Below are 26,735 nucleotides of genomic sequence, written 5' to 3' on the forward strand. Positions count from 1 at the left end.
GCCGAACCCATGCGTGGTGTTCCGCATGTCGATGTTCTTTCGCGACCCGCAGGGCCGACGGCTGGGGGTCGCAGCGCGGGGTCAGATCACGAACACCACGGTCGAGATGGACCAGTACAGCCACCAGCTAGTTTGCGCTGCGTTGTTCGACCCGACGCTGCGCGACCACGTCGACCGGATCACGGCGCTGGTTCAGGCGCCAGGTCCCCTGGTGGTGTTCTTCGTCGAGGAGGACGGCACAAGAATGAACTACATCTTCTGCCACGGCATCACCGGCGGCGCCCTGCCCCAGTTCCAGGACGCGTCGCACGAGGCGGCGAAGCTGCCACCACCCGACCGGGCAGCATTTGCCCGCGCGTGCGCCGCAGCGGAGGCCGGCGATCCCACGATGAACTGGTGGAGTTGAGCACCGCACAGGGAGGCTCGGGGCGTTCCGGGTAGATCGGCTTGGTGACTATCCTGCCAGCCAGGGCAGCCAGGAGGGCTGACCGTGAGCGTCGCTGCTGAAGAGGGGACAGTCCTATGGTTGTACGGCCATGCCTCATGTGCGGCAAAGACGTCCAGGCCGAAGGGGGGCTCAACACGGTATATAGCCACGAGTTTCGGGCCTACTATGCCTGCCATAGCGCGCGAGCAGCGTGTGACGGTGCGCCGGGATCATATGACACTGCTGTCAAGTGGGAACGGCTTGAGCGGATGTCGAGCGAGGCCCGGGAGAGACATCGCGTGTCACCGTCTGAGCCTGCACGGTCAAGACGACTGTCCTTGTTTCGTCGACGACGATGAGTCGGAATCCGCAAGCCGTCGGAATTGAGCTGGGGTTTCACTGATCTTCCTTCGTCCTGCGGGTGGTGGGGATGCCGAGGTCGACGGGTGGTCGCTGGGCTCGGCGTCGCGTCTCGTCGCGCTTGGCGCGGAGGAAGGTGAGGGTCAGGTCGATGCCCTCGATCTCGCCGATCCAGCCCTCGGCTTCGGCTTGTGCCCGGCGTTGCAGGAGATCGGCTTCCAACTCGGTGAGCCCGGCGAGCGTCTTGGGGTTGACGTGCAGCATCGGGCAGCGGATGCAGGCGTGTTCATGCTGGCGGGGGGTGCCGTAGGGGCGTCCGCAGACTCCGGAAGTCGTGCGGGGTGAACTGCAGCCCCCGGGGATGGTGCCGGGGTTGAAGATCTTCGATCCACTCGCTCCGTTCTGGCGCTGGAAGAGGAAGGGCATCGGCGCGCTCCAGGCCTTGTCGTGCGGGTCGTAGCGGCTGAACAGGGGGATCGGCTTTCCCCTCCGGCCGTGGCGGCGGATGATCGAGGCGATGACGTGGAAGAGTTCGGCCGACATCGGGATGACGCGCTCGCGGTCGGTCTTGGACGGTGCGATGACCAGCAGGGCGATGACCTCGCCGTTCGCGCGCTGATACTGGCGGATGCTGAGGTGGGTCAGCTCGCACATTTCCTCGATGCGGACGCCGGAGTGCCGCAGGGTCTCCACTGCCGCCCAGTCCCGGAAGGCGGCCTCCTCGTCGGTGCTGATGTGCACCAGCTCGCCGGAGTCCAGGTTCAGCACGCGGGTGGGGACGGCGTCGCCGTGCCGGAGCAGCTTCTGGTCCGATTCGCTGATCACCCGGCGGTAGGAGGTGCCGACGTGGGTGAACTCCTCGCCGTCGACGGCCTGTTCGGCGCGTTCGAGCAGGAGGCGGGCTTGGTCGTAGCGGGACTCGACGTGCTCGACCAGGACGGGCAGGAGGGGCTGGCGCTGCCGGGTGCGGTCTGCGGAGCGTTCGGTCCCCTTCCGTCGGCGGACGCCCAGTCCGTGGAATTCACCGGGCGGGACGGCCCAGGGAGTGGCCGGCGAGCACCAGCGGCCCGGTGGGGACCAGGGCGCGCAGGATGTGGTGCAGATCGTCGGCGAGCTGCTCGATGGTCAGCGGTGCATCGCCGCGCGGGGTGCGGCCGTGCGGACGCTGGTCGTAGCTCAGCACGTTGAAGCCCAGGCCGGTCAGGTGCCGCTCACCACCCGATTCGGCAACGCCGTGGCGGTGAACACGTGGAATACCTACACCTGGAAGCCGGCGCTGGCCAAGACCGGCGTCATTCCGCCGCGCGCCAAGGGATGCGAAGGACTGGCAGTGGGAGGCGGCGTCGAAGGACGGCTTCCACGTGCTGCGGCACACCTACGCCTCGATCATGCTGGAGGCGGGGGAGTCCGTGGTGACGCTGTCACGATGGCTCGGGCGCTCCTCCCCGGCTGTCACGCTTGGTTACTATGCTCACTTCATGCCGGAGGCCGGAAGTAAGGGGCGCACCGCCATTGACGGACTGCTGGGGAGAACGGGAGACGAGCACGCCAGCCGAAACTCCCCAAATTCTCCCCAGGGTTGAGCGGGGAAGTTTTACCGGATTGCACCGCGTTGGAGCTGGCCGTGAAATGTAAGGCAATCGAGCTGTGGGGCCTTTGAAGATGTTGAGAGAGGTCACCGCCACCCACTACATCGAACCCCTCCGCTCCGGCGGTTCCGTCCCCGGAATCGTCGAGGCCGACGACCTGGGCACCTACGTCGTGAAGTTCACCGGCTCCGCGCAGGGCCGCAAGGCGCTGGTCGCCGAGGTGATCGTGGGGGAGCTGGCCCGGGCCCTCGGGCTGCGCTTCCCCGAGCTGGTGCTGGTGCACTTCGACCCGGTGATCGCGCAGGACGAGCCGCATCAGGAGGTGCGGGGGCTGCACACGGCCAGCGCGGGCGTGAACCTCGGCATGGACTACCTGCCGGGCGCCCGGGACTTCACGCCGGAGATCGCACGGGTCTTCCCCGTCGATCCACTGGAGGCGGGGAGAATCGTCTGGCTCGACGCCCTGACCGTGAACGTCGACCGCACGGTGCACAGCTCCAACCTGATGGTCTGGCCCACCCTGGGTGTCGCGCCCCCGCGCCTGTGGCTGATCGACCATGGTGCCGCGCTCGTCTTCCACCACCGCTGGGACGGCACCGACCCCGCCAAGGCCTACGACTTCCGGCACCACGCCCTCGGTCACTACGGGCCGGACGTCCGGGCCGCCGACGCCGTGCTCGCTCCCCGGGTGACCGAGGAACTGCTGCGCCGGATCCTCGCGGAGGTCCCGGACGCCTGGCTCGCGGAAGAGCCGGGCTTCGCCACCGCGCAGGAGGCACGCGAGGCGTACGTGTCGTACCTCCACGCGCGCGTGCGGGCCTCCGAGGCCTGGCTGCCCACCGACTTCCCCAGCCGGGAGGAGCTCGCCGCCGAGGAGGCCCTCCGGGCGGCGCGCAACCAGCAAGGACGCCCCGCGTGGCTCAGGCAGGTCCCCGACCTGCACGGCAAGCCCGCGGCCGAACAGGATTGGTCGGTGCACCTCGGATGAGTGGCCGTGTCGAGATCGAGTACTGCACCCAGTGCCGCTGGCTGCCCCGCGCGGCCTGGCTGGCGCAGGAGCTGCTGACGACCTTCGAGGGCGAGCTGACGGAACTGGCGCTGAAACCGGGCAAGGGCGGGGTGTTCGTCGTACGCGTCGGCGACGAGGTCGTCTGGGACCGCCGCGAGCAGGGCTTCCCCGAGCCGACGGCCGTGAAGCGGGCCGTACGCGACCGAGTGGCCCCGGGGAAGCCCCTGGGCCACTCGGACAAGCCGTCCGCCGAGCCGTCCGCGGACTGAGTCAGCCCTTGAGCTGCTCGTACGCCGGGAGCGTCAGGAAGTCGGCGTAGTCCTCGTCGAGGGAGACCGTCAGCAGCAGGTCGTGCGCCTGCTGCCAGTTGCCGGCCGCGAAGGCCTCCTCGCCGATCTCGGCCTTGATGTTCGCCAGTTCCTCGGCCGCGACCTTGCGGGCCAGGTCGGCGGTGACCTTCTCGCCGTTGTCGAGGACGACGCCCGCGTTGATCCACTGCCAGATCTGGGAGCGGGAGATCTCGGCGGTGGCGGCGTCCTCCATCAGGTTGAAGATCGCGACCGCGCCGAGTCCGCGCAGCCAGGCCTCGATGTAGCGGATGCCGACCTGCACGGCGTTCACCAGACCCGCGTACGTCGGCTTGGCGTCCAGCGAGTCGATCGCGATCAGGTCGCCCGCCTCGACGTCGACGTCCTCGCGCAGGCGGTCCTTCTGGTTGGGCTTGTCGCCGAGGACCTTGTCGAAGGACTCCATGGCGATCGGCACCAGGTCGGGGTGGGCGACCCAGGAGCCGTCGAAACCGTCGTTCGCCTCGCGGTCCTTGTCGGCGCGGACCTTCTCGAAGGCGACCTTGTTGACCTCCGCGTCCCGGCGGGACGGGATGAACGCCGCCATGCCGCCGATCGCGTGCGCGCCGCGCTTGTGGCAGGTACGGACGAGGAGTTCGGTGTACGCGCGCATGAACGGGGCTGTCATCGTCACCGCGTTGCGGTCCGGCAGGACGAACTTGGCGCCGCCGTCCCGGAAGTTCTTGACGATGGAGAACAGGTAGTCCCAGCGGCCCGCGTTCAGCCCGGAGGCGTGGTCGCGCAGCTCGTAGAGGATCTCCTCCATCTCGTACGCGGCCGTGATCGTCTCGATCAGCACGGTCGCGCGCACGGTGCCCTGTGGGATGCCGACGTAGTCCTGCGCGAAGACGAAGACCTCGTTCCAGAGGCGGGCCTCCAGGTGCGACTCCGTCTTGGGCAGGTAGAAGTACGGGCCCTTGCCGAGGCCCAGCAGGCGCTTGGCGTTGTGGAAGAAGTACAGGCCGAAGTCGACGAGCGCGCCGGGGACCGGAGTGCCGTCCGCGTCGACGAGGTGCCGCTCGTTCAGGTGCCAGCCGCGCGGGCGCATGACGACCGTCGCGAGTTCCTCGTTCGCCTTCAGGGCGTACGACTTGCCCGACTTCGGGTCCGTGAAGTCGATGGAGCGGGTGTAGGCGTCGATCAGGTTGAGCTGGCCGAGGACCACGTTCTCCCAGGTGGGCGCGGAGGCGTCCTCGAAGTCAGCGAGCCACACCTTGGCGCCCGAGTTGAGGGCGTTGATGGTCATCTTGCGGTCGGTGGGGCCGGTGATCTCGACCCGCCGGTCGTTCAGGGCCGCGGGGGCCGGGGCGACCTTCCAGGAGTCGTCGGCGCGGATCGCGGCGGTCTCCGGGAGGAAGTCGAGCGTGGAGGTGCGGGCGATCTCGGCGCGGCGCTCGGCGCGGCGGGCGAGGAGTTCGTCACGCCGGGGCGTGAACCGCCGGTGCAGCTCGGCCACGAAGGCGAGCGCCGCTTCGGTGAGGACCTCCTCCTGCCGGGGCAGGGGCTCGGCGTCGACGATGGCCAGCGGGGACGGCGCTGGTGCGGACATGAACTGTCACTTCCTTCAGCGAGCTACGAAGACGAGCCGGCGGTTCGGCACCGGGTGCCAGTCTTCCCGGATACGGCGTTCGGCGCCCGCGGAGCCCTCGGGCGCTTCTGAACAGTGGATACTAGTTTCCTCATGGTGGAAGTTCAATCGTCTGTTGATGTCGAGATTCTCTGGGTCGAGGCAAGGTGGCGCTCCGTGCCACGCCGTTCACTCAAGGTGGGTCAGGTCGGCCTCCGTGTCGATGTCGAAGGCCCGGGCCACGTCCCCGCACTCGACGAGCGTGATCCCCGGCTCGTGTTCCTTCAGATAGGCGCGTGCCCCCCGGTCCCCGGTCGCAGTCGCGGCGATGCCCGCCCAGTGGGCGGCACCGAACAGGACCGGATGGCCGCGCACTCCGTCGTACGCGGCCGACGCCAGCGACTCCTCGTCCTCGTAGGCCTCGAGGACCCGGGCCACCGCCTCCGGGCCGATACCGGGCTGGTCGACGAGGGAGACCAGGGCGGCCGTCGCGCCCGTACCGGCGAGCGAGTCCAGCCCGGCCCGCAGGGACGTCCCCATGCCCTGTTCCCAGTCGGGATTGCCGACCAGGACGCATCCCGGCAGTACGGCTCGTGCCCGGACCTCGTCCGCCCGTGCGCCCAGCACCACGTGGACCCGCTCGCAGCCGCCCTCGCGCAACACCCGCACCGCGTGCTCCACGAGTGGCCGTCCCCGGTGGGTGAGCAGTGCCTTGGGGCGCCCGCCGAGCCGCCGCCCGCCCCCGGCGGCGAGCAGCACCCCCGCAACCGCAGGCGCCCTGTTCGTCGTCTTACGTGTCGTCATGGATCCTGCATACCGCACGATCTCGGGCCGAGAAGTTACGCAGCGGAGCAAGTCGATGACGCAATGGACTGGCGCCTGGTGGCCCGCGTCGTTTACTGTCGCCCGCACCGACCGGCCGGGCGGCCGACCGGTGCCCGGTGTGGGGGACTTCGCGTCGGAAGGGCGCGCGCACGACGGAGTGCGAGGGGGAGGACTGTGTTGCGGAGCGTTGAGCAGAGGCGGCAGGGGCCTGTGACCGGCGGCGACGAGGATCCGCGCGTGACGGAGCTGCGCTCCGCCGTCGCCCGGCTGCGCCGTCGGCTCGCCGCGCATCCCGGTCAGTTCGCCGACCGGACCATCGCCGAGGAGGAACTGGCCGCGCTGGACGCGATGGCGGCCGACGGCACCCCCGAGATCCCGCGGTTGCGCCGCTCCCTCCTGCTGATCGCGGGCGCGATCGGCTCGGTGAGCGCCCTGGCCCAGGATCTCGCGGAGGTCCGCCGGGCCGTGGACCTCTTCGGGGGGCCGGTGCGGGGGCAGGGCTAGGGCGGGAGCGTCTGGCCGGGGCCGAGGCCGCCGGGGCCGGGACCGTCAGGATCGGGGCAGGGGCCGTCAGGGCCGGGGTCAGGTCACGGTAGCTCGCGTGTGAGGTCCCGGGGTTCCAGGGGTTCTGGAGGTCCGGGGCTCCAAGTGTCCGGTGTACGGGCAGCGTCCATCGGGCGAGCCCGGCCGGCGGCGGCTGTGTCGACGGGGCGCGAGGATCCGCAGGGCCACGTCGATCGGACGATCCCGGCGTGCGGCGGCCGTGTCATGGGGCGCCGCGGAGTCCGCTGGGTCGTGCCGCGGGGTGCCGTGGAGTCGCTCCGGCCGAGTGGTGGGGCGCCGTGGTGTCGCTCCGCCCGTGTGGTGGGGCGTTCCGGCGTTCGTCCGGCGTGTCGTGGGGTGCTCCGGAGGGTCGCCCGGGCCGCCCGGTCCACCCGGTGTGCGGCGCGGTGTCCGTACAGCCGTGTCGTGGGGTGTTCCGGCGTCCCCCGGCCCCGGCGCGGGGCGAACCCGAGGGCCCACCCGGCCAACCGGCGCCGTCCCGCCCGTCCGTCCACCCGGCCGGTGCCGTCAGGCCATCACGCGGGGGTCTGGCTGGCCAGGGCCTCGGACAGTTCGCCGGCGACCTGCTGGAGCACCGGCACGATCTTCTCCGTCGCCGCTTCCGTGACGCGGCCCGCCGGGCCGGAGATGGAAATGGCCGCGGCGGTGGGGGAGTCGGGGACCGGGACCGCGAGGCAGCGGACGCCGATCTCCTGTTCGTTGTCGTCGATCGCGTAGCCCTGGCGGCGCACGTCCTCCAGCGCCGCGAGGAACCCGTCGGGCGTCGTGATCGTCTTGTCCGTCGCGGCGGGCATGCCCGTACGGCTGAGCAGGGCGCGCACCTCCTCCGGCGGGAAACCGGCGAGCAGTGCCTTGCCCACGCCCGTGGAGTGCGGCAGCACGCGCCGGCCGACCTCCGTGAACATGCGCATCGAGTGCTTCGACGGCACCTGCGCCACGTAGACGATCTCGTCCCCGTCCAGCAGCGCCATGTTCGCCGTCTCGCCGGTCTCCTCGACCAGCCGGGCGAGATAGGGCCGCGCCCAGGTGCCCAGCAGCCGGGAGGCGGACTCGCCGAGGCGGATCAGGCGCGGACCCAGCGCGTACCGGCGGTTGGCCTGCTGGCGTACGTACCCGCAGGCCACCAGCGTGCGCATCAGGCGGTGGATGGTCGGCAGGGGCAGCCCGCTGCTCGCGGACAGCTCGCTCAGACCGACCTCGCCGCCCGCGTCCGCCATCCGTTCGAGCAGGTCGAAGGCGCGCTCCAGGGACTGGACCCCGCCGTTGGCGGAGGACCGGGCGGAGTCGGTGGTGCTGGCGCTGGACGTCGGCACGGCGCGTTCCTTTCGGGACTGGCGGAAGAGCAGAAGCCTACCCGGCAGTCGGTTGACTCCCCGCTTGTACGTAGCTACGTTCTGCGTACTGGAAGTCTAATTCCGCTTTGTGGAAACGTCCAGGAGTGGTCGCATGGAAGGTGCCGTAGTCCAGTGTGCCCTTGACTGTGCGGAAGAGGGAGTGAAGACTCCTTCAACAGAAAGTTGAATTCCGTTACGTGGAAGTCAATGGAAGCAAGTGGAAGTAAGGGGTTCGGGTGTCCGACGCTGAACTGGTGCTTCGCTCGACGCGTGTTATCACTCCGGAGGGGACGCGCGCCGCATCGGTCGCGGTCGCCGCCGGCACGATCACGGCCGTTCTCCCGTACGACGCACCCGTACCGGAGAGTGCCCGCCTGGAGGACCTGGGCGACCATGTCCTGCTGCCCGGCCTGGTCGACACCCACGTGCACGTCAACGACCCCGGCCGCACCGAGTGGGAGGGCTTCTGGACCGCCACCCGCGCCGCCGCGGCCGGCGGCATCACGACCCTCGTCGACATGCCCCTCAACTCCCTCCCGCCGACGACGACCGTCGCGCACCTGCGGACCAAGCAGCAGGTCGCCGCCGACAAGGCGCACATCGACGTCGGCTTCTGGGGCGGCGCCCTGCCGGACAACATCAAGGACCTGCGCCCGCTGCACGAGGCCGGCGTCTTCGGCTTCAAGGCGTTCCTGTCGCCGTCCGGCGTGGACGAGTTCCCGCACCTGGAGCGGGACCCGCTCGCCCGCACCATGGCCGAGATCGCCGCCTTCGACGGCCTGCTCATCGTGCACGCCGAGGACCCCCACCTCCTCGCCTCCGCCCCGCAGCAGCCCGGCCCCAGGTACGCCGACTTCCTCGCCTCCCGCCCCCGGGACGCCGAGGACACCGCCATCGCCCAGCTCATCCGCGAGGCCAAGGCCCTCGACGCACGCGTGCACGTCCTGCACCTCTCCTCCAGCGACGCCCTGCCGATGATCGCCGAGGCGCGGGCGGAGGGCGTACGGCTCACCGTGGAGACCTGCCCCCACTACCTGACCCTCACCGCCGAGGAAGTCCCCGACGGCGCCAGCGAGTTCAAGTGCTGCCCGCCGATCCGCGAGGCAGCCAACCAGGACCTGCTGTGGCAGGCGCTGGCCGACGGCACCATCGACTGCGTCGTCACCGACCACTCCCCGTCCACCGCCGACCTGAAGACCGACGACTTCGCGACGGCCTGGGGCGGCATCTCCGGACTCCAGCTGAGCCTGGCGGCGGTGTGGACCGAGGCCCGGGGGCGCGGGCACGGCCTGGAGGACGTGGTCCGCTGGATGTCCGCGCGGACGTCCGAACTCGTCGGGCTCGACGACCGCAAGGGCGCCATCGCGGCGGGACGCGACGCCGACTTCGCCGTCCTCGCCCCCGACGAGACCTTCACCGTCGACCCGGCGGCCCTCCAGCACCGCAACCATGTCACGGCGTACGCGGGCAAGACCCTGTACGGCGTCGTGAAGTCCACCTGGCTGCGCGGGCAGTGCATCGTCGCGGACGGCGAGTTCACCGAACCGAAGGGCCGACTCCTCACCAGGCAGCAGTAGGCCGCCCCGCATCCGCATCCATACCGGCCGACTCCCGAAAGGCATCTATCCCGTGACGGCGATTCCCAGCTTCACCGGCGACGCGAACCCCTACGGAGGCGGCGACCCGTACGCGGACTACCGCACCGCCGACTTCCCCTTCGCCCAGTACGCCGACCTCGCCGACCGGCGCCTGGGTGCCGGTGTCATCGCCGCCAACGACGAGTTCTTCGCCCAGCGCGAGAACCTGCTGGTGCCCGAGCGCGCCGAGTTCGACCCCGAGCACTTCGGGCACAAGGGCAAGATCATGGACGGCTGGGAGACGCGGCGCCGCCGGGGCGCGTCGGGCGACCACCCGTGGCCCACCGCCGAGGACCACGACTGGGCGCTGGTCCGCCTCGGCGCCCCGGGCGTGGTCCGGGGGATCGTCGTCGACACCGCCCACTTCCGCGGCAACTACCCGCAGGCCGTGTCCGTCGAGGGCACCTGCGTGCCGGGCTCCCCGTCGCCCGAGGAACTCCTCGGGGACGACGTGAAGTGGACGACCCTGGTCCCGCGCACCCCGGTCGGCGGCCACGCGGCGAACGGTTTCTCCGTCGCGGTCGAGCAGCGCTTCACCCACGTGCGGGTCAACCAGCACCCCGACGGCGGCATCGCACGCCTGCGCGTGTACGGCGAGGTCGTCCCGGACCCGGCGTGGCTGGAGGCGCTGGGCACCTTCGACGTCGTCGCCCTGGAGAACGGCGGCCAGGTCGAGGACGCCTCCAACCTCTTCTACTCGCCCGCCACCAACACCATCCAGCCGGGCCGCTCCCGCAAGATGGACGACGGCTGGGAGACCCGGCGCCGCCGCGACCAGGGGCACGACTGGATCCGCTACCGGCTGGCCGCCCAGTCCCGGATCCGCGCCCTGGAGATCGACACCGCGTACCTCAAGGGCAACAGCGCCGGCTGGGCCTCGGTGTCCGTGCGCGACGGCGAGGACGGCGAGTGGCGGGAGATCCTGCCCCGCACCCGCCTCCAGCCCGACACCAACCACCGCTTCGTACTCCCGGCCCCGGCCGTCGGCACGCACGCGCGCGTGGACATATTCCCGGACGGCGGCATCTCCCGGCTGCGGCTGTTCGGCTCCCTGACACAGGACGGTGCGCGGCGCCTCGCGGCGCGTCACCAGGAGCTGGGCGGCTGAGCCGACCCCGCCCCAGGGGCGCACCGGCCCGACAGCACCGGTGCGCCCATGGAACCTGTGTGCCCTGTCGCACCCCGTGCGCCCCCTGCCTCACGCCGCGTGCCCGCCGTCCACGGCGAACTCCGCACCGGTGACGTACGTCGCCCCCGCCAGATACGCCACCATGGATGCCACCTCGTCCGCCGTCCCGAACCGCCCCAGCGCCGTCATCGCCGCCTGGCCGGCCGCGTACGGCCCGTCCGCCGGGTTCATGTCGGTGTCGATCGGCCCGGGATGGACGAGGTTCGCCGTGATTCCGCGCCCGCCCAGCTCCCTGGCCAGGGCCTTGGTCATACCGGCCAGGGCCGCCTTGCTCGTCGCGTAGAGCGTCCCGCCGGGCCCCGGCACGCGGTGGGCCATGCAACTGCCGATCGTGATGATCCGCCCGCCCTCGGGCATGCGCGCGGCGGCGGCCTGGGAGGTCAGGAAGACACCGCGCACGTTGACGGCGAGGACCCGGTCCACATCCGCGAGCGACAGGGTCTCCAGCGGCCCGAGCACCCCCACGCCCGCGTTGTTCACCAGGACGTCGAGGCCGCCCAGCGCCTCGGCCGCAGCGGTCACGGCACCGGCCGCCTCGGCGGCGTCCGCCGCGTCCGCGCGCACCGCCACCGCCCGTCGCCCCAGCGCCTCCACGGCCCGTACGACGTCCTCGGCCGCCTCCTTGCCGTTCACATAACCGACCGCCACGTCCGCGCCCTCCCGGGCCAGCCGCAGGGCCGTGGCCGCGCCGATGCCACGGCTCGCGCCGGTCACGAGAGCCACCTTGCCGTCGAGAGTTCCCTCGAGAGTTCCCTCGAGAGTTCCTTGAGAAGTCATGGGTCCATCCCACCGGCCGACCGACCGCGGCGCTGGCGGTGAACGGACGTCGAGGTGGGCGCATCCGGTCCTCGCGACAGGGGCCGTACGGCCGAGCGATGAGTTGCGGATGCCCGCGGGGTCTGAACCGATGACAACAGACCCCGACCGTTTCCGAGAAGAAGGGCACCCGCCATGGGCAAGCTCGTCTCCACCCTCTTCGTCACCCTCGACGGCGTCTACCAGGCCCCCGGCGGCCCTCACGAGGACACCCGCGGCGGCTTCACCCACGGCGGCTGGAGCTTCCCGTACGCCGAGGAGGACTTCGGCCGGTTCATCGACGAGGTCTTCGCGCGTCCGAGCGCCTTCCTGCTCGGGCGGCGTACGTACGACATCTTCAACACGTTCTGGCCGAAGGTGACCGACCCCGCCGATCCGGTCGCCTCGAAACTCAACGCACTGCCGAAGTACGTCCCGTCCTCGACCCTCAAGGACCCCGAGTGGGCGGGCACCACCGTGCTCACCGGCGACCTCGCCAAGGAGGTCACGGCCCTGAAGGAGCGCACGGACGGCGAGATCCAGGTGCACGGCAGCGGGGCACTCGTCCGGTCCCTGCTGGCCCTCGGCCTCGTCGACTCCCTCCACCTGCTGACCTTCCCGGTCGTGCTCGGCGCCGGGTTCAAGCTGTTCACGGAGGGCGCCGTGCCGACCGCGTTCCGGCACGCAGGAGGGAGCGTCACCAGCACGGGCGTCTCGATCCAGACGTACGAGGTGGCGGGCCGCCCGCAGTACGGCGAGTACGCGCTGCCGGAGAACGCGTAGCCGCCCCGCTCCGGCGTCCTCACCGGCCCTGGTGGACAGCGCGTGGGGGCGCCGGAGGGCAGGTTAACTTCCCGCTAACTCATCGGACTTGACGGGAAAATCTCCGAGCTTGTCATTGACATGCCACTGTCTACGCGCGTCATCATGTGCGCATGAATTTCCCCCCACGCGCCTCGCGGCTCGGCGCAGCAGCCGCCCTCCTGTCCGCCCTCCTCGTCGGCGGTACCGTCTCCGCCACCACGGCCGACGCGGCCCCCACCGCCGTCGGCAACATCTGCTACAGCGACCTGCCGTCCCAGGCCCACGACACGCTCGACCTGATCGAGCAGGGCGGCCCCTTCCCGTTCGAGCAGGACGGCACCGTCTTCCAGAACCGGGAAGGCATCCTGCCGAGCCAGTCGTCCGGCTACTACCACGAGTACACGGTCATCACCCCGGGCTCCTCCACGCGCGGTGCGCGGCGCATCGTCACCGGTGAGGAGAACCGGGAGGACTACTACACGGCCGACCACTACGAGTCGTTCGACCTGGTCGACTACGGCTGCTGAGCCGGGCGGCCGCTTCCGTGGACGCCGGCCGGAAGTCCGCCCGGGTGCTCAGACGGACTTCCGGCTCCCGGCCGCCGCGAACAGGGCGATGCCCAGCACGAGCAGGGCGACGCTCGCATAGATCTCGTAGCCGTCGAGGAACACCAGTCGTTGCACGAGGCCCCAGTTCCAGTCGGTGAACTCGTGCACCAGGCCCGCCACGCCCTGTATGAGGGCGAGGAAGCCGAGAATCTCCAGTACCTGCTTCATGACACGAGCCTCGCCCCGCGGACCCCCCACGCACATCGGCCGCGGGGCGAGCATCCGTTGGACGGAAGTCCCTGTTCGGACCCGGTCGGCCACGCCGAAAGTCTGCGATGCGGTGACTTTGGTCGACGATTGACGGCCAGGGAGAGGTGAACGGGCCCGGGCCTGCGTAGATTTGTCGACCGTGAGTGGTGACAACGCGGGGCAGGCCTCCCCGGTGCTGACGGGCGAGACACCTGCTCTGTTCACCGGGCGCAGATGGTTCGTCCCGTCCGCCCTTCTGCACGAGCTCGACCCCGACGCGGCACGGGCCGGGCGACGGCCCCGGCGTACCGCCCGCGACTGGGTCGTCGACTTCTCCTGCTTCGTGCTGGCCGTGCTGGTGGGCGCGGCCGCCATAGAGGCGCTCAACGACAATCCCCATGTCCCGGAAGGACTGGCCGTCGTCGACCAGTTGACCGGGGCGCTGGCCTGCGCGGCCGTCTGGCTGCGCCGCCGTTGGCCGCTGGGGCTGGCCGTGGCGATGACTCCCATCACCTTCATCTCGGACACGGCGGGCGGGGCGGGGCTGATCGCCCTGTTCACCCTCGCCGTGCACCGCCCCTTCCGGTACGTGGCCTGGGTGGGCGGCATCAACGCGGCCATGGCCCCGCTCTACTACTGGCTGCGCCCCGACGCGGACATCCCCTACCTGCTGAGCGTGGTCATCGTCGTACTGCTCACGGTGGCGATCGTCGGCTGGGGCATGTTCGTGCGCGCCAAGCGGCAGCTCATGGTGAGCCTCAGGGACCGGGCGCGGCGGGCCGAGACGGAGGCGCGGCTGCGGGCCGAGCAGGCGCAGCGGCTCGCCCGTGAGGCCATCGCGCGGGAGATGCACGACGTGCTCGCCCACCGGCTGACCCTGCTGAGCGTGCACGCGGGTGCCCTGGAGTTCCGGCCCGACGCGCCCCCGGCGGAGACGGCGCGGGCGGCGGGCGTGATCCGGGAGAGCGCGCACGAGGCCCTCCAGGACCTGCGCGAGATCATCGGCGTCCTGCGGGCGGGGGAGTCCGACGACACGGGGCGGCCGCAGCCGACGCTCGCGGGGCTGGACACGCTGGTCGCCGAGTCGCGTGAGGCCGGCATGAAGGTGGCCCTCGACAACCGCGTCGACGACGCCGCCGCCGTTCCGTCCTCCGTGGGCCGCACCGCGTACCGGATCGTCCAGGAGGGCCTGACCAACGCCCGCAAGCACGCCCCCGGCACGGAGGTCACGGTGTCCGTCACCGGCGCACCGGGCAACGGCCTCACCGTCTCCGTGCACAACCCGCCCCCCGAGGGCGAGGTACCACCCGTCCCCGGCTCCGGCCAGGGCCTGATCGGCCTGACGGAACGAGCGACCCTCGCGGGCGGCCGCCTGGAGCACGGCCATACCCCGGAGGGCGGGTTCGAGGTGCGGGCGTGGCTGCCGTGGGGCTGAGGCGCGGCCTCGCGGATCCGTCCCGGCTGTCCGCCGGGCCGCCGGTCCCGCGGCGGGCCTTGGTGGCGGCGGAGTCTCCGTCTGGGGCGGCTTGACGTCGGCTTGCTGGGTGGCGGGCAGTCTGGGCCGGGGGGCCTGCGTCGGCTTGCGGTACGGGTGGTCGCCGTGTGGCGAGTGGGATGGGGCGGCTTGGCGTCGGCTTGCGGTGTGGCGGGTGTGGCGGGTGTGGCGGGTGTGGCGGGTGGTCTGGCGTGCCCTGACGTCGGTTTGCCGGGCGGCGGGCAGTGTGAGACGGCCCGCGTCGGCTCGCGGTGTGACGGGTGGTCTGAAGTGGCCGGATGTCGGCTTGCTGGGCGGCGGGCAGTGTGAGACGGCCCGCGTCGGCTCGTGGTGTGGCGGGCGGACTGGGGCGTCCTGAGGCCGGCTCGTGGTGTGGCGGGCGGACTGGGGCGTCCTGAGGCCGGCTCGTGGTGTGGCGGGCGGACTGGGGCGTCCTGAGGCCGGCTCGTGGTGCGGCGGGCGGACTGGGGCGTCCTGACGCCGGCTCGCCGGGCGGCAGGCGGACTGATGCCGTCTGACACCGGTTCGCCGGGCGGCGGGCGGTCTGATGCCGCCTGACGCCGGCTCGCGGTGCGGCGGGCGGTCTGATGCCGCCTGACTCCGCTCGCCCTGCTGCGGCTTCCCGATGCCGTCGTCCGTCGCCCCCGGGCTCCGGCCGTTGCCGGCTCCGCGTCAACCCACGGCGTTCACCGTAACCCTTGTGGCCGGTGAGGCGCGCGGCGGATCATGGGCATATGTCGCCTGGTGCACCGCAGTTCGAGGTCGCGTCCGTGCTGAGGGAGGTGAAGACCGTCCGGGTCGAGGGCCTGGTCCGGATCCGTGAGCTCGATGTTCCGCTGCTCCGCAGGGCCGCCGCCGCGCACTCCGCCGCCGTCACCGACGCCTGGCCCGTCGAGGTGGAGAACCTGCTGCGCACGGCCGTGTCCCGGCTCGGCGGGGGCGACCTGGAGCAGGCGGCCGGATACTCGCTCGGCCTGGCGCCCGGCCTGCGCGACCGCCCGGCGGCGGACCGGCGCCGCCTCGCCGCCCAGGTGTACCGCGTCAGCGTCGAACGCTTCCGCAAGAGCCAGGAGGAGATGGTCCTGGCCCAGATCGCCGAGCAGGTGTGCTGGCTGGCCGGCACCGGCCCGCAGCGCACCTCCACGGCCCGGCTCCCGCTCCTCGCCCCGCACTTGCAGCACCGCTCGCTCCGCGTCGGATCCCGGGAGGTGCTGTTGCACGTGCACCCCGTCGAACTCCTCCGGAACGTCGACGTGATCGTGTCCCCGACGAACACGCACCTCTCCCTGCCGGCGATGTTCAAGGCCTCCGTCTCCGCGTCCCTGCGCCGGGCCGGTGCCGTGCGCGACGCCACCGGGGACGTCACCGCCGACCCGGTGCGCGACGCGCTGCTCGGCTGGCGTGCGGCGCACGGCCTGCTGGGCCGCCCCGCGCTCCCCGGCACGGTCGCCCCGACCGAACCGGGCGCCCTCGCCGCCCGGGGCGTGCGCCGCATCTACCACGCGGCCGTCGCCGTCCCACGGCCCGGCACCAACGACTACGACGTCGCCGCCCAGGACGTCGCCACGGCCGCCGCCCGCGCCCTGGCCCTGCTGTCGGAGGAACGCGCCGCCTTCACCCCGCCGTTGCGCTCGATCTGCTTCCCCCTGCTCGGCGCGGGCCGCGGCGGACTGCCCCCGCAGACCAGCGTCAGCGCCCTGTGGACCGCGCTGCACTCCGGCACCGGCGCGGACACGGACATCCACCTCGTCGTCCGCCGCCCCCTGGCCGCCGACCTGCTGGCCGAGACGCTGGGCGCGCGCGAACGGTCCCCGGCCGCGCACGCGTTATCCGAAGCCGAGGAGAAAGGGCACGAGTGCGGGTGAACCCCTTCATGGTCCTGGCAGCAGCAGCGGCCGACTGGGACAGGCTGTCCCGCCTGCTCGAACCGGGCACGCGGCGGACACTGAGCGAGCTGCTGTCCCGGCTGCGAGCCGAGGAAGGCGCCCCGGATCCAGCCGCCGCCGGTCCGGCCGCACGGGTCCTCCTCGACGCCCTCCCGGCCGACGAGTCCGCCCGGCTCCAACGGCACGGCGAGACGGGGCGGTTCACGGACGTGCCCCAGGCTCAGCTGTACGAGGGATACACGGCGGCCGACCTGTGCATGCTCGTCCTCGACGGCAACCCCATGGTCGGGCCCGCCCTCGGCCCCGTCCGCGAGCGCCTGCTCCGGGAACCCGCCACGCCGTGGACCGAGGGCGCCGACCCACGGCTGATCGCCCTGTCCGGCGAGGACGGCCGCAGACGGCTGCCCCTCTTCCAGTTCGAGGCCGGGACCATGCCGTGGCGGATCGTCCTGGAGGTCAACTCCGTCCTGCGCGCCGGCACCGACCCCTGGGGCGCCGCCGACTGGTGGCTGTCCCGCACCACCTGGTGGGACGGCACCCCGGCTGCCCTCCTGGGCCGTGGCCGCGACGCCGAACTCCTCGGCGCGGCACGGGAACTGGCTGACCCGGCGGGGGAGGAGTAGTCATGGGCAAGTACCCGCCGCCCCAGTCGCTGCCGGGCGAACCGACCCGGGCCGTGCTGCGCGCGGGCACACCGGTGTACCGGGTGCACTCCACCCACCGCGCGCCGACCGCGTACAACGCCCGCCCCTCCCACGCCTTCTACTACGGTGGCCGCTTCGACAGCACCCCCTACGACCGCTACGGCTACCTCTACGTCGGGTTCGGCGTCGGCGCGGCCGTGTGCGAGGTGCTGCTGCGCTCGCTGCCGTTCGACTCCGACGGGGGCCACCGGCTGCTGCCCCGCGTGGCGTTCGAACGCCGCAGTCTGTCCTTCCTGCGGCTGGCCGCCGACGTCGAGGTCGTCTCGCTGATGTCCGGGGCGGATCTCGCGGCGGTGGCGCAGGACTCGTGGCTGGTGCACACCGAGGGCGCGGACTATCCGCAGACCCGCGACTGGGGCCACTGGATCCGCCGCCAGACCAGGCCCTGGGCGCAGGGCTTCGTCTGGCCGTCGAAACGCGAGCCCGCCGACCGGGTCGCGATCCTCTTCGACGACCGGGGCGAGGCACCCCTGCTCGAACCCACGGGCGCGCCCGGCGTCGACTTCGGCACCGAGGAGGGGGAGCGCTGGCTCAACGGCGTGCTGGCGCCGTACCGGACGCGGACCGCGCCGCGGCCGCAGGAACGGGGGATGTGACATGACGGTTCCGTACGACCTTCAGGCGCTGATGTACGAGATCGACCAGCGGACGCAGGGCGTCGTCAGCGGCGAGGACCTCGCCGGGATGTCCGGGCTCGTGCTCGACCGGCTGGGCTGCACGACGGCGGAGCAGGCCTACGACCGCCTGTACGCGGACTGGGCGGAGCTGCCCCGGGGCACCGTCGCGTCCGGCCTGCGGGCCGGCCAGGTGCTCAGCGTGCTGCCGATGCTGCGGCTCGAAGGGCTGCTCGTCGACGCGCAACGGGAGGAGGAACTGTGGCAGGCGACGCGGGACCACGGGCCGGCGGACGAGACGTGGCAGGCGAACGTCGTGGTCAGACACAGCGCGTGGGGCCTGCGGCACCTCACCGATCCCGCCCAGATGGAGGCGGCACTCGCCCGGATCGAACAGGCCCGGGCCGCGCATCCGCCCGGCACCCGGATCCGTGAGAACCTCGACATGGCCCACGCCGCGCTACGCACGTATCTGGGCCAACTGGGCGGTGGTGAAGACGACTTCGACACCGCCGTCGACGACATGGCCCGTCTCGTGGAGACCTCGGACATGACGGCGGACCAGCGTCTGCTGATGAACGCGCAGGTCGCTCTGTTCCGCATCCACCAGGCCTCCCGGCGCGGCGACGAGACGGCCCTGGCCGAGCAGATCGGTGTGCTCGAACTCGCCATGGCGCAGCTCCCCGCCGACCACATGGACCGGTTCGCGTTCGAGTCGCACCTGGAAGCCGCCCGTGGCTCTCTGACCGTTCTGCGGGGACAGCGCACCGGCCGGTTCGAACCCGCCGCCGAAGGGATGGGCGCCGCGACGCCCACGCACGAGATCCGCCGCCAGATCGCCACCATGCCGGTCCACGCCCAGGCCGACAGGCTGGGCGAGGCGGGCTTCGCGGTGGGGCAACGGGCCCTGCTGAACATGGACCACCAGGCGATGCTGGAGTCCCTGGAACTGCGGGAGGCCGCACTCGACCTGCTCGAACCCGACGACGACCGGTGGATCCGCGTCGCGGGCGGGCTGGGCGTCAGCCACTGCATCATGGCCGACCTGCAGTTCGCGGCGCCCGCCGCCCGCGCTCTCCACCTCGACCAGGGCATCGCCTGGCTGCGGCACACCCTGCGGCTCACCGGCGGGCCCCACCACCCGCTGTGGGGCGGCACCGGCATCACCCTCGCCAGGGCCTACCGCCTGCGCGGCGACGAGTACGTCCACGACGACCGCACCAGGCGCCTGAACTACGACGCCTCTCGCCGCGTCGGGCTGGAATGCCTGCGCGCGGCCTCCTGGAGCGCCCTGCTCCAGTCCGGTACCGCCCATGCCGCCGAGACCGCCCGGATGGCGGGCGCCCAGGCCCTCGACGTGGCCCGCTGGTGCCTGGCCGACGGCGCCCACGCCGACGCCGTACGGGCCCTCGACGCGGGACGCGGCCTCGTCCTGCACGCGGCGACCACGGTCACCACCGTGCCCGACATGCTGAAGGAGCTCGGCCGGACGGAGCTCGCCCGGGAGTGGCAGGCCGCGGGCAGCGTGCCCGAGGTGGGGGAGGAGATGCTGTTCACCGGTCAGGCCGCGGTCGCCGGACCCTCCAGCCGCCTGCGCCGCCGGGTCCTGGAGGCGCTCGCCGACTCCCCCCGGCACCACGGGCTGCTGGACGTGCCGTCACCCGGGGACATCGGCGACGCGCTGGGCGCGATGGGAGCAACGGCCCTGGTCTACCTGGTACCCGGCGACGTTGCCGTGCGCGGTCTCCTCAGGCCCCGGTCCGGCTCCGGCGCGGCCGTCATCGTCACCGCCGACGGCACCACCCGCTCCCTCGACCTGCCCCACCTCACCGCCGACGCACCCCCGCTCACCGCCTACCGCGCCACCGGCACCCCAGGCCGCGACGCCGGCGGCCCGCCCGTGTCCGACACGCCGCCCGGACCGGCCCCGGGCCCCGACACGAGCCGCGCCGTCCTGGAGGAGTTGTGCGCCTGGGCCGGTACGGCGGCGATGGAACCGCTGCTGAGCCAACTTCCGCGCGGCTTCGGGCGGGCGCCCGCCGTCGTCCTGGTACCGATGGGGGAGCTGGGCGTCGTGCCGTGGCACGCGGCGCGACTGACCGGCCGGCGCCGCTCATGCGGATACGCCTGCGAACGGGCGGACATCTCCTACACGCCCTCCGCCCGGCTGCTGTGCGAGGTGGCCGCCCGGCCCGCCACCGGCACCCGGCAGACCCTGGTCGTCGGCAACCCGACCCGCGACCTGCACCACGCCGGTGAGGAGGCCGAGGCCGTCCACCGCGTCTTCCACCCGGACGGCGACCTCCTCGGCCCCGGCACCGCCACGCCCGCCGCCGTCACGGACTGGCTGCGCCGGCAGCAGGGCGGGCTGCTGCACCTCGCCTGCCACGGAGTGGTGCGCCAGGGCGAGCGGCACAGCGCCTATCTCGGCCTGTCCGGCGGGCAGTTGGCCGCCGAGGAGCTGACCGAGGGCGCCACCCGCTACCGCGGCCTGGACCTGGTGGTGCTCGCAGCCTGCCGCACCAACGTCTCCGGGCACGGCTACGACGAGGCCTACAGCCTGTCCACCGCGTTCCTCGTCGCGGGCGCGCGTTCGGTCATCGGCTCCCTGTGGCCGGTGCCCGACGAGGCGACGTCCCTGCTGATGTACATGACCCACCACTTCATGAGCCACGAGGGCCTGCCGCCCGGACGGGCGCTGCGCAGCGCCCAGTCGTGGATGCTGAACGACGGCCGCGAGGCACCGCCCGGCATGCCGGCCCGCCTCAGGGCACGGGTCCGGCACATCCACGGCGACGACCTGACGGCGTGGGCGGGCTTCACCCACCTCGGCTGGTGACGGCTCGTCACACCTCGGTGCGTACGACGACCTGGGCCGTCCCCCAGCGGCCCGCCCCGTACGCCGGACCGCCCGCGTCCCGCCCGCCGCCGGCACCCGCCGCGACCAGCCGCAGCAGGCCGCCCCCACCGGCCGGTGCCATGCTCCGGCGTGCGCCGGAGGGGGCGGCGGGCGACCAGGCGGGCAGCCGGAAGGGGGCGATGTTCAGCTCGTCCTCCGCGACGATCACCTTCAGCCAGTCTCGGGTGAAGGCGCCCCGCACCACCGAACGCCCCGGCGGCAGCCGCAGCCACACGGGCTCCCCGCGCCGGGCCCACCCGACCCTGCCGTCCCCGATGAACTCGCCCTCGAACAGGTGCGGGGACGAGCCGTAACCGTCCGTCAGGTCGAGCAGCACCGCCCACAGATGACGCCCGGCATGGTTGTGGATCCCGACCCGCACCTGTGGCTCCCGGCCGTCGGGTGTGTACCCGCAGACGATCTCGCCGTCCGCCGAGTGCCGCAGGCTGCCCACCGCAGTCTCCTCGACGGTGATCCGGACCAGCGACGACAGCAGCGGATCCGGGTTGGCCAGGTCCCGGATGTGGTGCCAACGGGCGATGTGGGCCAGGCAGTCGGCGACGCGTGCCGCGTCCGCGGGGGACCGCAGCGGCAGCTCGGGCACGGGGTGCCCGGCACCACCCGACACCCGCGCCCAGCCGCCCCCGGCCTCCACGCGCAGCCGCAGCGCGTCCGCGGCGCCGTTCGCCGACGGCAGCGGCACCTCGTCCCCGGCGCTGATGGCCGACGGCGGCGGTTCCGCCGGCGCCAGGGTCAGTGCGGGCACCTCCGCGACCGCCTCCGCGACCAGGCGTACGGCGACCGTCTCGCCCGACAGCGTCACGGCTGCGGGCGGGAACGCCAGTGCCGAGGGAGTCACGGCGTGCGCCAACTGCCGGTCCCCGTCCGTCGGTTGCCAGCCGACCGGATCCACCAGGGCCGACTCGGCGCGTACTTCGCGGACCACGACCGTGCGCGCCCCGGCGTCCCCGAGCAGGGTGAACTCGGCGCCGGGGGACCGCAGTCCGTGTGCCGCACCGCAGTTGACCTCCCAGCCCCACGCCGTGTGCCGCAGCAGGAACGGCGAGACCGGCACCGGGTCGCCGGACAGGAACCCCCCGTCCTCCGGCCCGCGCAACTCGGGATGCTGCACATGGCTCAGGGCACGCACGCGCGCCTCGGTCAGCGCGTGCAGCTCCCCGTACGCGGCCGTGGGGCCGAGCCGGTCCAGCGCGCCCAGCAGCGCATGGCTGAAGTAGCCCCGGACCCGCCCGTCGAGGACGTCCTCGTGCGCCAGCTCCTGCGGGCGGCAGGCGGCCAGCAGCACGTGCCGGCCCGGCTCGGGAACCTGCTCACCGCCGCCGTCCCGTGCGCCCGGTCCCGCCGCCGTGTGCCACCAGGGCTGCCAGGGCACGCCCCGGACCGCCGCGCCGGGCGGACCGGCGGTGTCCTGGCGCGTCGCACCGCCCGAGTGGCAGCAGTCCAGCACCGCGACGACATGGGTGCCGCGGGCCGCGATGCCGTCCAGGAGCGCCCCGAGTTCGGTGTCCCGCAGCACCGGCTGCCCGCCCGGCATCAGGCTGTCGTGGCACACCAGCGCCTGCGACCAGCCGGTGGCCTCGCCCGGATCGGCGGTCGGGCTCTGGCTGCCGTGCCCGCTGAACCACAGCAGCGCGGTGTCCCCCGGCCCGCTGTCCCCGAGATGCTCCTCCAGCGCCGCGAGCACGGCCGCCCGGCTCGCCTCGGCGTCGTACAGCGTCCGGATCCGCGTGGCCGGAGAGCTCCGGTTCCGCAGCCAGTTCTCCGCCGCCCGTACGTCGTTGACGCAGCCGCGCAGCGGCAGGCCGGGGTAGTCGTCGATGCCCACGAGCAGGGCGTACACGGTGCGCATGGGGTGATCCTTCCAGGCCCGCCGGGGCGCGGGCAGGGCGTTTCCGGGGCGCATGCCGGGCGCATGCGCGCAACCCCATGACCGCGCGCCCCGGGGCGAGTTGACTTGGCTGTGGTGATGGCTGATGTTTGTGCCGCCTTCAGCACCGCGCGTAACGGAAGGAACATGCACGTGAGTTTCGGGGGACCCACCAATCCGTACCAGCCACCCGGGCCGCCGAACGGCGGACCGTACCCGCCGCCTCCGGCCAACGGCCCCCACGTGCCGCCCCAGCCGGGCCCGGCACCGTACGGCTACCCGTACCCCCAGCCGTACCCGCACCCGCACCCGCACCCGTACCCCCCGCAACCGCAACCGCAACCGCAGCCGTACCCGTACGTCCCCCAGCCGCCGCCCGGCGCCCGGGGCCCGGGGTGGGGTGGTCTGCGCGGTGGCGAATGGCCGTCGGTGCGCGAGCTGTTGCGGCAGGGGCAGCCGCGGGTCTCCGGCTGCATGTGGCTGGTGCTGCTCGCCCCGTGCACCTGGTTCGTGTTCCTGCCGCTCGTGCTGTGCTACTCGTTCGCGCGCTCGGCCCGCATCCGGGCCCACCGGCTGTTCCCGCACACGCACCGGGCCGTCGACGACCGGCGCGTGACGCGCGTGCAGAAGGTGCGGGCCTGGACCGCGGCCGCCATGTCCCTGCTGCTGCTCGCCATGTACGGCAAACCGGAGGACGTCACCGAGGCCCAGGAGCAGTACATGCTGCGGCTGGTGATCACCCCGCTCCTGCTGCTCATGAGCGCCCCCGTCGTGATCGCGGTGCTGTTCCGGTGGGCGTCGGCGGAGACCAGGTCGGCCATGCGGGTACGGGTACGGGCCGCCCTGCGGTCGGCCCGCTGGTACGTCGGCGCCGTGATGGCCGTCCCGCTGCTCGGCGGGGTGATCATCATGCTCGGTCAGCGCCAGACGCCCTCCTCCGGTTCGACGGGCGCCGCCCCCTGGCTGATCCTCGCGGCCGCCCTGCCCCTGGTCTGGCTCCTGTTCTTCCTGGGGTTCGCCACCGGTCCGGCCATCCGCACCGGCTTCAACACCGCGGCCGTGCACGCCGCGCTCCCCGCCCTGCTGACCGGCACGCTGGTGTGGGAGTTTTCCGCCATCAGCCTGCTCGCGGGCGGCCTGCCGCCCGGGCCGCCGGTGATCCAGGCCCTGGCCGTCATCGGCGGTCCCGCCTCGGTGACGGCGGTGGTCTGGTGGGAGATCAGCCGCCTGCGCACCCTGTTCGGGGTGACGCTGCGCGCCTGAGCACGGGGCCCGTCAACCCCGCGTTCGGTACGAGGCGTTGGCGCGGGCGACCGCCCGTCCGCGCCCCGCATCCGCCCCGGCCGTGATTACGTATGGCCCATGACTGCGATCAGACTGCTCCTCGTCGACGACGATCCGCTGGTGCGGGCCGGACTGTCCTTCATGATGGGCGGGGCCGAGGACATCGAGATCGTCGGCGAGGCGGCCGACGGCGGCGAGGTGGAGGCGCTCGTCGACCGCACCCGCCCGGACGTCGTGCTCATGGACATCCGGATGCCGACGGTGGACGGTCTCACGGCCACGGAGCGGCTGCGCGCCCGCAAGGACGCCCCACAGGTGGTGGTCCTCACCACCTTCCACGCCGACGAACAGGTCCTGCGGGCGCTGCGCGCCGGAGCCGCCGGATTCGTCCTCAAGGACACGCCGCCGGCCGAGATCCTCGCCGCGGTGCGCCGGGTCGCGGCCGGCGACCCGGTCCTGTCGCCCACCGTCACCCGCCAGCTGATGCAGCACGCGGTCGGCACCGCCGCCGACACCCGCCGCACACGTGCGCGTGCCCGCATGGCCCCCCTCAACGACCGCGAGCGCGAGGTCGCCGTCGCGGTCGGCCGGGGCCTGTCCAACGCCGAGATCGCCACCGGCCTCTTCATGAGCGTCGCCACCGTCAAGACGCACGTCTCCCGCATCCTGGCCAAGCTCGACCTCAACAACCGCGTGCAGATCGCGCTGCTGGCCTACGACGCGGGATTCCTGGAGGAGGAACAGGAGGGCCACTGACCGCCCGGCCGGCCCGCCGTCACGCGAAGGGGGAGGCGGTCCCGCCGGGGATCTCCGCGAGGTGCACCGGCCTGCGCTCCCGGCGCGACAGCTCGCACGCCTCGGCGACGCGCAGCGCCTGAAGGGCCTCGCGCCCGTCGCAGGGGTTGGCCCGCTCGCCCCGCACGACCTCGACGAACGCGTTCAGCTCCGCCTCGTAGGCGGGGCCGAAGCGCTCCAGGAAGCCGGTCCAGGGCTTGTCCGCGGCCGGCGGCCCGGTCGGCTCGGTGGACGCGATCGGCGTACGGTCGTCCAGGCCGACCACGATCTGGTCGAGCTCTCCGGCCAGCTCCATGCGCACGTCGTAGCCGGCCCCGTTCAGGCGGGCGCCGGTGACCGTGGCGAGCGTGCCGTCGTCGAGGGTGAGGAGCGCGGCACCGGTGTCGACGTCGCCCGCCGCGCGGAACATCGCGGGCCCGGCGTCGGACCCGGCCGCGTACACGTCCGCCACCTCGCGGCCCGTCACCCAGCGCAGCACGTCGAAGTCGTGGATCAGCGTGTCCCGGTACAGCCCGCCGGACAGCGGCAGCCAGGCGGCGGGCGGCGGCGTCTGGTCGCTGGTCAGCGCCCGCACGGTGTGCAGCCGCCCCAGCCTGCCCGAGCGCACGGCCTCGCGGGCGCCCCGGTAGCCGGTGTCGAAGCGGCGCTGAAAGCCCATCTGAAGCACCGTCCCGGCCGTCTCGACCTCGGCGATCGCGCTCAGGGTCCCCGGCAGATCCAGCGCGATGGGCTTCTCGCAGAACACCGGCAGACCCGAGCGTGCTGCCCGACCGATCAGTTCGGCGTGGGCCGACGTAGCCGTCGTGATCACCACGGCGTCGACCCCCCAGCGGAAGATCTCCTCCACGCCGGGCGCGGCCGTCTCACCCAGCCGGTGCGCCAGTTCCTGGGCCCGCGAGGCGTCCGCGTCCGTGAGGATCAGGGAGCCGACGTCGCGGTGCCGGCTGAGCGTGTTCGCGTGGATCGTGCCGATGCGGCCCGTACCGATGACGCCGATGCGCATGGAAACAAAGTGCGGGCACAGTTCGCCCCTGTCAATCGGAATGTCCGGACAATCTGACTACACAACTTCCCGTCAACAACGCACGGAGCTACGCTCGGCCCGTGCCGAAACCAGAAGTGGACCCGACCGTGCAGCTCGAGCTGAGCGTGGACCGCAGCTCTCCCGTGCCGTTGTACTTCCAGCTGTCCCAGCAGCTGGAGGCCGCCATCGAGCACGGCACGCTGACCCCCGGCAGCCTGCTGGGCAACGAGATCGAGCTCGCCGCCCGGCTCGGCCTGTCCCGGCCGACCGTCCGCCAGGCCATCCAGTCGCTCGTCGACAAGGGCCTCCTCGTCCGCCGCCGCGGCGTGGGCACCCAGGTCGTGCACAGCCAGGTCAAGCGCCCGCTGGAGCTCAGCAGCCTCTACGACGACCTGGAGGCGGCGGGCCAGCGCCCGGCCACCAAGGTCCTGGTCAACACGCTCGTGCCCGCCTCCGCCGAGGTCGCCGCCGCACTCGGCGTCGCCGAGGACAGCGACGTCCACCGCGTGGAGCGCCTGCGCCTCGCCCACGGCGAGCCCATGGCCTACCTCTGCAACTTCCTGCCCCCCGGCCTCATCGACCTCGACACCGGCCAGCTGGAGACCACCGGCCTCTACCGCCTGATGAGAGCGGCGGGCATCACCCTGCACAGCGCCCGCCAGTCGATCGGCGCCCGTGCGGCGACGCCGACGGAGGCGGAACGACTGGCGGAGGAGGCAGGGGCCCCGCTGCTCACCATGCAACGCGTCACGTTCGACGACACGGGCCGCGCGGTCGAGTACGGCACGCATACGTACCGCCCGACGCGCTATTCCTTCGAATTCCAGTTGCTGGTGCGCAGCTGAGGGGCGCGGGGCCGTATCGATGTGCGGCTCCGCCGCGTGGGCGCGCCCAGCCCCCAC

The 26,735-nt window shown here is 72.6% G+C and carries 25 protein-coding genes; 16 read left to right on the forward strand and 9 right to left on the reverse strand.

The window, feature by feature from the left end:
* Positions 1-13: 13 nt before the first annotated feature.
* Positions 14-406, forward strand: coding sequence for a hypothetical protein (locus PV963_RS36770; protein WP_274820779.1), 393 nt, complete (start codon positions 14-16; stop codon positions 404-406).
* Positions 407-823: 417 nt separating this feature from the next.
* On the opposite strand, the gene PV963_RS36775 is transcribed toward PV963_RS36770, so the two are convergent.
* Positions 824-1,612 (reverse strand): tyrosine-type recombinase/integrase, encoded by a 789-nt coding sequence (locus PV963_RS36775; RefSeq protein WP_274820780.1) that lies wholly within the window; start codon positions 1,610-1,612, stop codon positions 824-826.
* 196 nt (positions 1,613-1,808) lie between these two features.
* Entirely contained in the window at positions 1,809-1,970 is a 162-nt protein-coding gene (locus PV963_RS36780) for an alpha/beta fold hydrolase (RefSeq protein ID WP_274820781.1), read from the reverse strand.
* A gap of 479 nt (positions 1,971-2,449) precedes the next feature.
* On the opposite strand from PV963_RS36780, the gene PV963_RS36785 reads away from it, so the two are divergent.
* Both PV963_RS36785 and PV963_RS36790 read left to right on the forward strand, forming a co-directional pair.
* Complete coding sequence (locus tag PV963_RS36785; RefSeq protein ID WP_274822223.1) at positions 2,450-3,364, forward strand: HipA family kinase; 915 nt, start codon at positions 2,450-2,452, stop codon at positions 3,362-3,364.
* Positions 3,361-3,654, forward strand: a complete 294-nt coding sequence (locus tag PV963_RS36790) for a SelT/SelW/SelH family protein (RefSeq protein WP_274820782.1) — start codon at positions 3,361-3,363, stop codon at positions 3,652-3,654. The genes PV963_RS36785 and PV963_RS36790 overlap by 4 nt, the downstream gene beginning before the upstream one ends.
* A 1-nt stretch (position 3,655) precedes the next feature.
* On the opposite strand, the gene aceB is transcribed toward PV963_RS36790, so the two are convergent.
* Both aceB and PV963_RS36800 read right to left on the reverse strand, forming a co-directional pair.
* Positions 3,656-5,281, reverse strand: coding sequence for a malate synthase A (gene aceB, locus PV963_RS36795; protein ID WP_274820783.1), 1,626 nt, complete (start codon positions 5,279-5,281; stop codon positions 3,656-3,658).
* A 207-nt stretch (positions 5,282-5,488) separates the two neighbouring features.
* Positions 5,489-6,103: a nucleotidyltransferase family protein gene (locus PV963_RS36800; protein WP_274820784.1), complete on the reverse strand. Its 615-nt coding sequence runs from the start codon at positions 6,101-6,103 to the stop codon at positions 5,489-5,491.
* A gap of 195 nt (positions 6,104-6,298) precedes the next feature.
* On the opposite strand from PV963_RS36800, the gene PV963_RS36805 reads away from it, so the two are divergent.
* Complete coding sequence (locus tag PV963_RS36805; RefSeq protein WP_274820785.1) at positions 6,299-6,628, forward strand: DUF5955 family protein; 330 nt, start codon at positions 6,299-6,301, stop codon at positions 6,626-6,628.
* A gap of 575 nt (positions 6,629-7,203) precedes the next feature.
* Here the strand turns inward: PV963_RS36805 and allR are convergent.
* Complete coding sequence (gene allR, locus PV963_RS36810; protein ID WP_274820786.1) at positions 7,204-8,001, reverse strand: allantoin degradation transcriptional regulator AllR; 798 nt, start codon at positions 7,999-8,001, stop codon at positions 7,204-7,206.
* A gap of 257 nt (positions 8,002-8,258) precedes the next feature.
* Between allR and allB the strand changes: the two genes are divergently transcribed.
* Together allB and alc are read left to right on the forward strand one after the other, a co-directional pair.
* The gene (allB, locus tag PV963_RS36815; RefSeq protein WP_274820787.1) at positions 8,259-9,599 is read left to right on the forward strand and encodes an allantoinase AllB; all 1,341 of its coding nucleotides are present in this window, start codon (positions 8,259-8,261) and stop codon (positions 9,597-9,599) included.
* 52 nt (positions 9,600-9,651) lie between these two features.
* The gene (gene alc / locus PV963_RS36820; RefSeq protein WP_274820788.1) at positions 9,652-10,767 is read left to right on the forward strand and encodes an allantoicase; all 1,116 of its coding nucleotides are present in this window, start codon (positions 9,652-9,654) and stop codon (positions 10,765-10,767) included.
* A 90-nt stretch (positions 10,768-10,857) separates the two neighbouring features.
* On the opposite strand, the gene PV963_RS36825 is transcribed toward alc, so the two are convergent.
* Positions 10,858-11,625 (reverse strand): SDR family oxidoreductase, encoded by a 768-nt coding sequence (locus tag PV963_RS36825; protein WP_274820789.1) that lies wholly within the window; start codon positions 11,623-11,625, stop codon positions 10,858-10,860.
* Between the two features lie 174 nt (positions 11,626-11,799).
* On the opposite strand from PV963_RS36825, the gene PV963_RS36830 reads away from it, so the two are divergent.
* Complete coding sequence (locus tag PV963_RS36830; protein WP_274820790.1) at positions 11,800-12,426, forward strand: dihydrofolate reductase family protein; 627 nt, start codon at positions 11,800-11,802, stop codon at positions 12,424-12,426.
* Positions 12,427-12,578: 152 nt separating this feature from the next.
* On the forward strand, positions 12,579-12,974 hold the full coding sequence (locus PV963_RS36835) for a ribonuclease domain-containing protein (RefSeq protein WP_274820791.1): 396 nt from the start codon (positions 12,579-12,581) through the stop codon (positions 12,972-12,974).
* 48 nt (positions 12,975-13,022) lie between these two features.
* Here the strand turns inward: PV963_RS36835 and PV963_RS36840 are convergent, their stop codons facing one another.
* Positions 13,023-13,223: a hypothetical protein gene (locus PV963_RS36840; protein WP_274820792.1), complete on the reverse strand. Its 201-nt coding sequence runs from the start codon at positions 13,221-13,223 to the stop codon at positions 13,023-13,025.
* 181 nt (positions 13,224-13,404) lie between these two features.
* Between PV963_RS36840 and PV963_RS36845 the strand changes: the two genes are divergently transcribed.
* The 5 genes from PV963_RS36845 (at position 13,405) to PV963_RS36865 (ending at position 20,782) form a co-directional block, all read left to right on the forward strand.
* Positions 13,405-14,679 carry a sensor histidine kinase gene (locus PV963_RS36845; RefSeq protein ID WP_425540978.1) on the forward strand — a complete coding sequence of 425 codons (1,275 nt, stop codon included), beginning with the start codon at positions 13,405-13,407 and terminating at the stop codon, positions 14,677-14,679.
* 794 nt (positions 14,680-15,473) lie between these two features.
* A complete protein-coding gene (locus PV963_RS36850; protein ID WP_274820793.1) occupies positions 15,474-16,604 on the forward strand; it encodes a hypothetical protein in 1,131 nt (376 codons plus the stop codon).
* Positions 16,595-17,248, forward strand: a complete 654-nt coding sequence (locus PV963_RS36855) for a hypothetical protein (protein WP_274820794.1) — start codon at positions 16,595-16,597, stop codon at positions 17,246-17,248. The genes PV963_RS36850 and PV963_RS36855 overlap by 10 nt, the downstream gene beginning before the upstream one ends.
* 2 nt (positions 17,249-17,250) lie before the next feature.
* Entirely contained in the window at positions 17,251-17,925 is a 675-nt protein-coding gene (locus PV963_RS36860) for an RES family NAD+ phosphorylase (protein WP_274820795.1), read from the forward strand.
* A gap of 1 nt (position 17,926) precedes the next feature.
* Positions 17,927-20,782 (forward strand): CHAT domain-containing protein, encoded by a 2,856-nt coding sequence (locus PV963_RS36865; protein WP_274820796.1) that lies wholly within the window; start codon positions 17,927-17,929, stop codon positions 20,780-20,782.
* A gap of 7 nt (positions 20,783-20,789) precedes the next feature.
* Here PV963_RS36865 and PV963_RS36870 read toward each other — a convergent pair whose 3' ends face one another.
* Positions 20,790-22,712, reverse strand: coding sequence for a caspase family protein (locus PV963_RS36870; protein WP_274820797.1), 1,923 nt, complete (start codon positions 22,710-22,712; stop codon positions 20,790-20,792).
* Positions 22,713-22,877: 165 nt separating this feature from the next.
* Between PV963_RS36870 and PV963_RS36875 the strand changes: the two genes are divergently transcribed.
* A complete protein-coding gene (locus PV963_RS36875) occupies positions 22,878-23,993 on the forward strand; it encodes a hypothetical protein (protein ID WP_274820798.1) in 1,116 nt (371 codons plus the stop codon).
* A gap of 99 nt (positions 23,994-24,092) precedes the next feature.
* Positions 24,093-24,770, forward strand: a complete 678-nt coding sequence (locus PV963_RS36880; protein ID WP_274820799.1) for a response regulator transcription factor — start codon at positions 24,093-24,095, stop codon at positions 24,768-24,770.
* Positions 24,771-24,789: 19 nt separating this feature from the next.
* Here PV963_RS36880 and PV963_RS36885 read toward each other — a convergent pair whose 3' ends face one another.
* On the reverse strand, positions 24,790-25,812 hold the full coding sequence (locus tag PV963_RS36885) for a Gfo/Idh/MocA family protein (protein WP_274820800.1): 1,023 nt from the start codon (positions 25,810-25,812) through the stop codon (positions 24,790-24,792).
* 128 nt (positions 25,813-25,940) lie between these two features.
* Between PV963_RS36885 and PV963_RS36890 the strand changes: the two genes are divergently transcribed.
* Complete coding sequence (locus PV963_RS36890; protein ID WP_274822225.1) at positions 25,941-26,678, forward strand: GntR family transcriptional regulator; 738 nt, start codon at positions 25,941-25,943, stop codon at positions 26,676-26,678.
* The last annotated feature ends 57 nt before the right edge of the window (positions 26,679-26,735 follow it).

The organism is Streptomyces coeruleorubidus, assembly GCF_028885415.1.
Lineage (GTDB): Bacteria > Actinomycetota > Actinomycetes > Streptomycetales > Streptomycetaceae > Streptomyces > Streptomyces coeruleorubidus_A.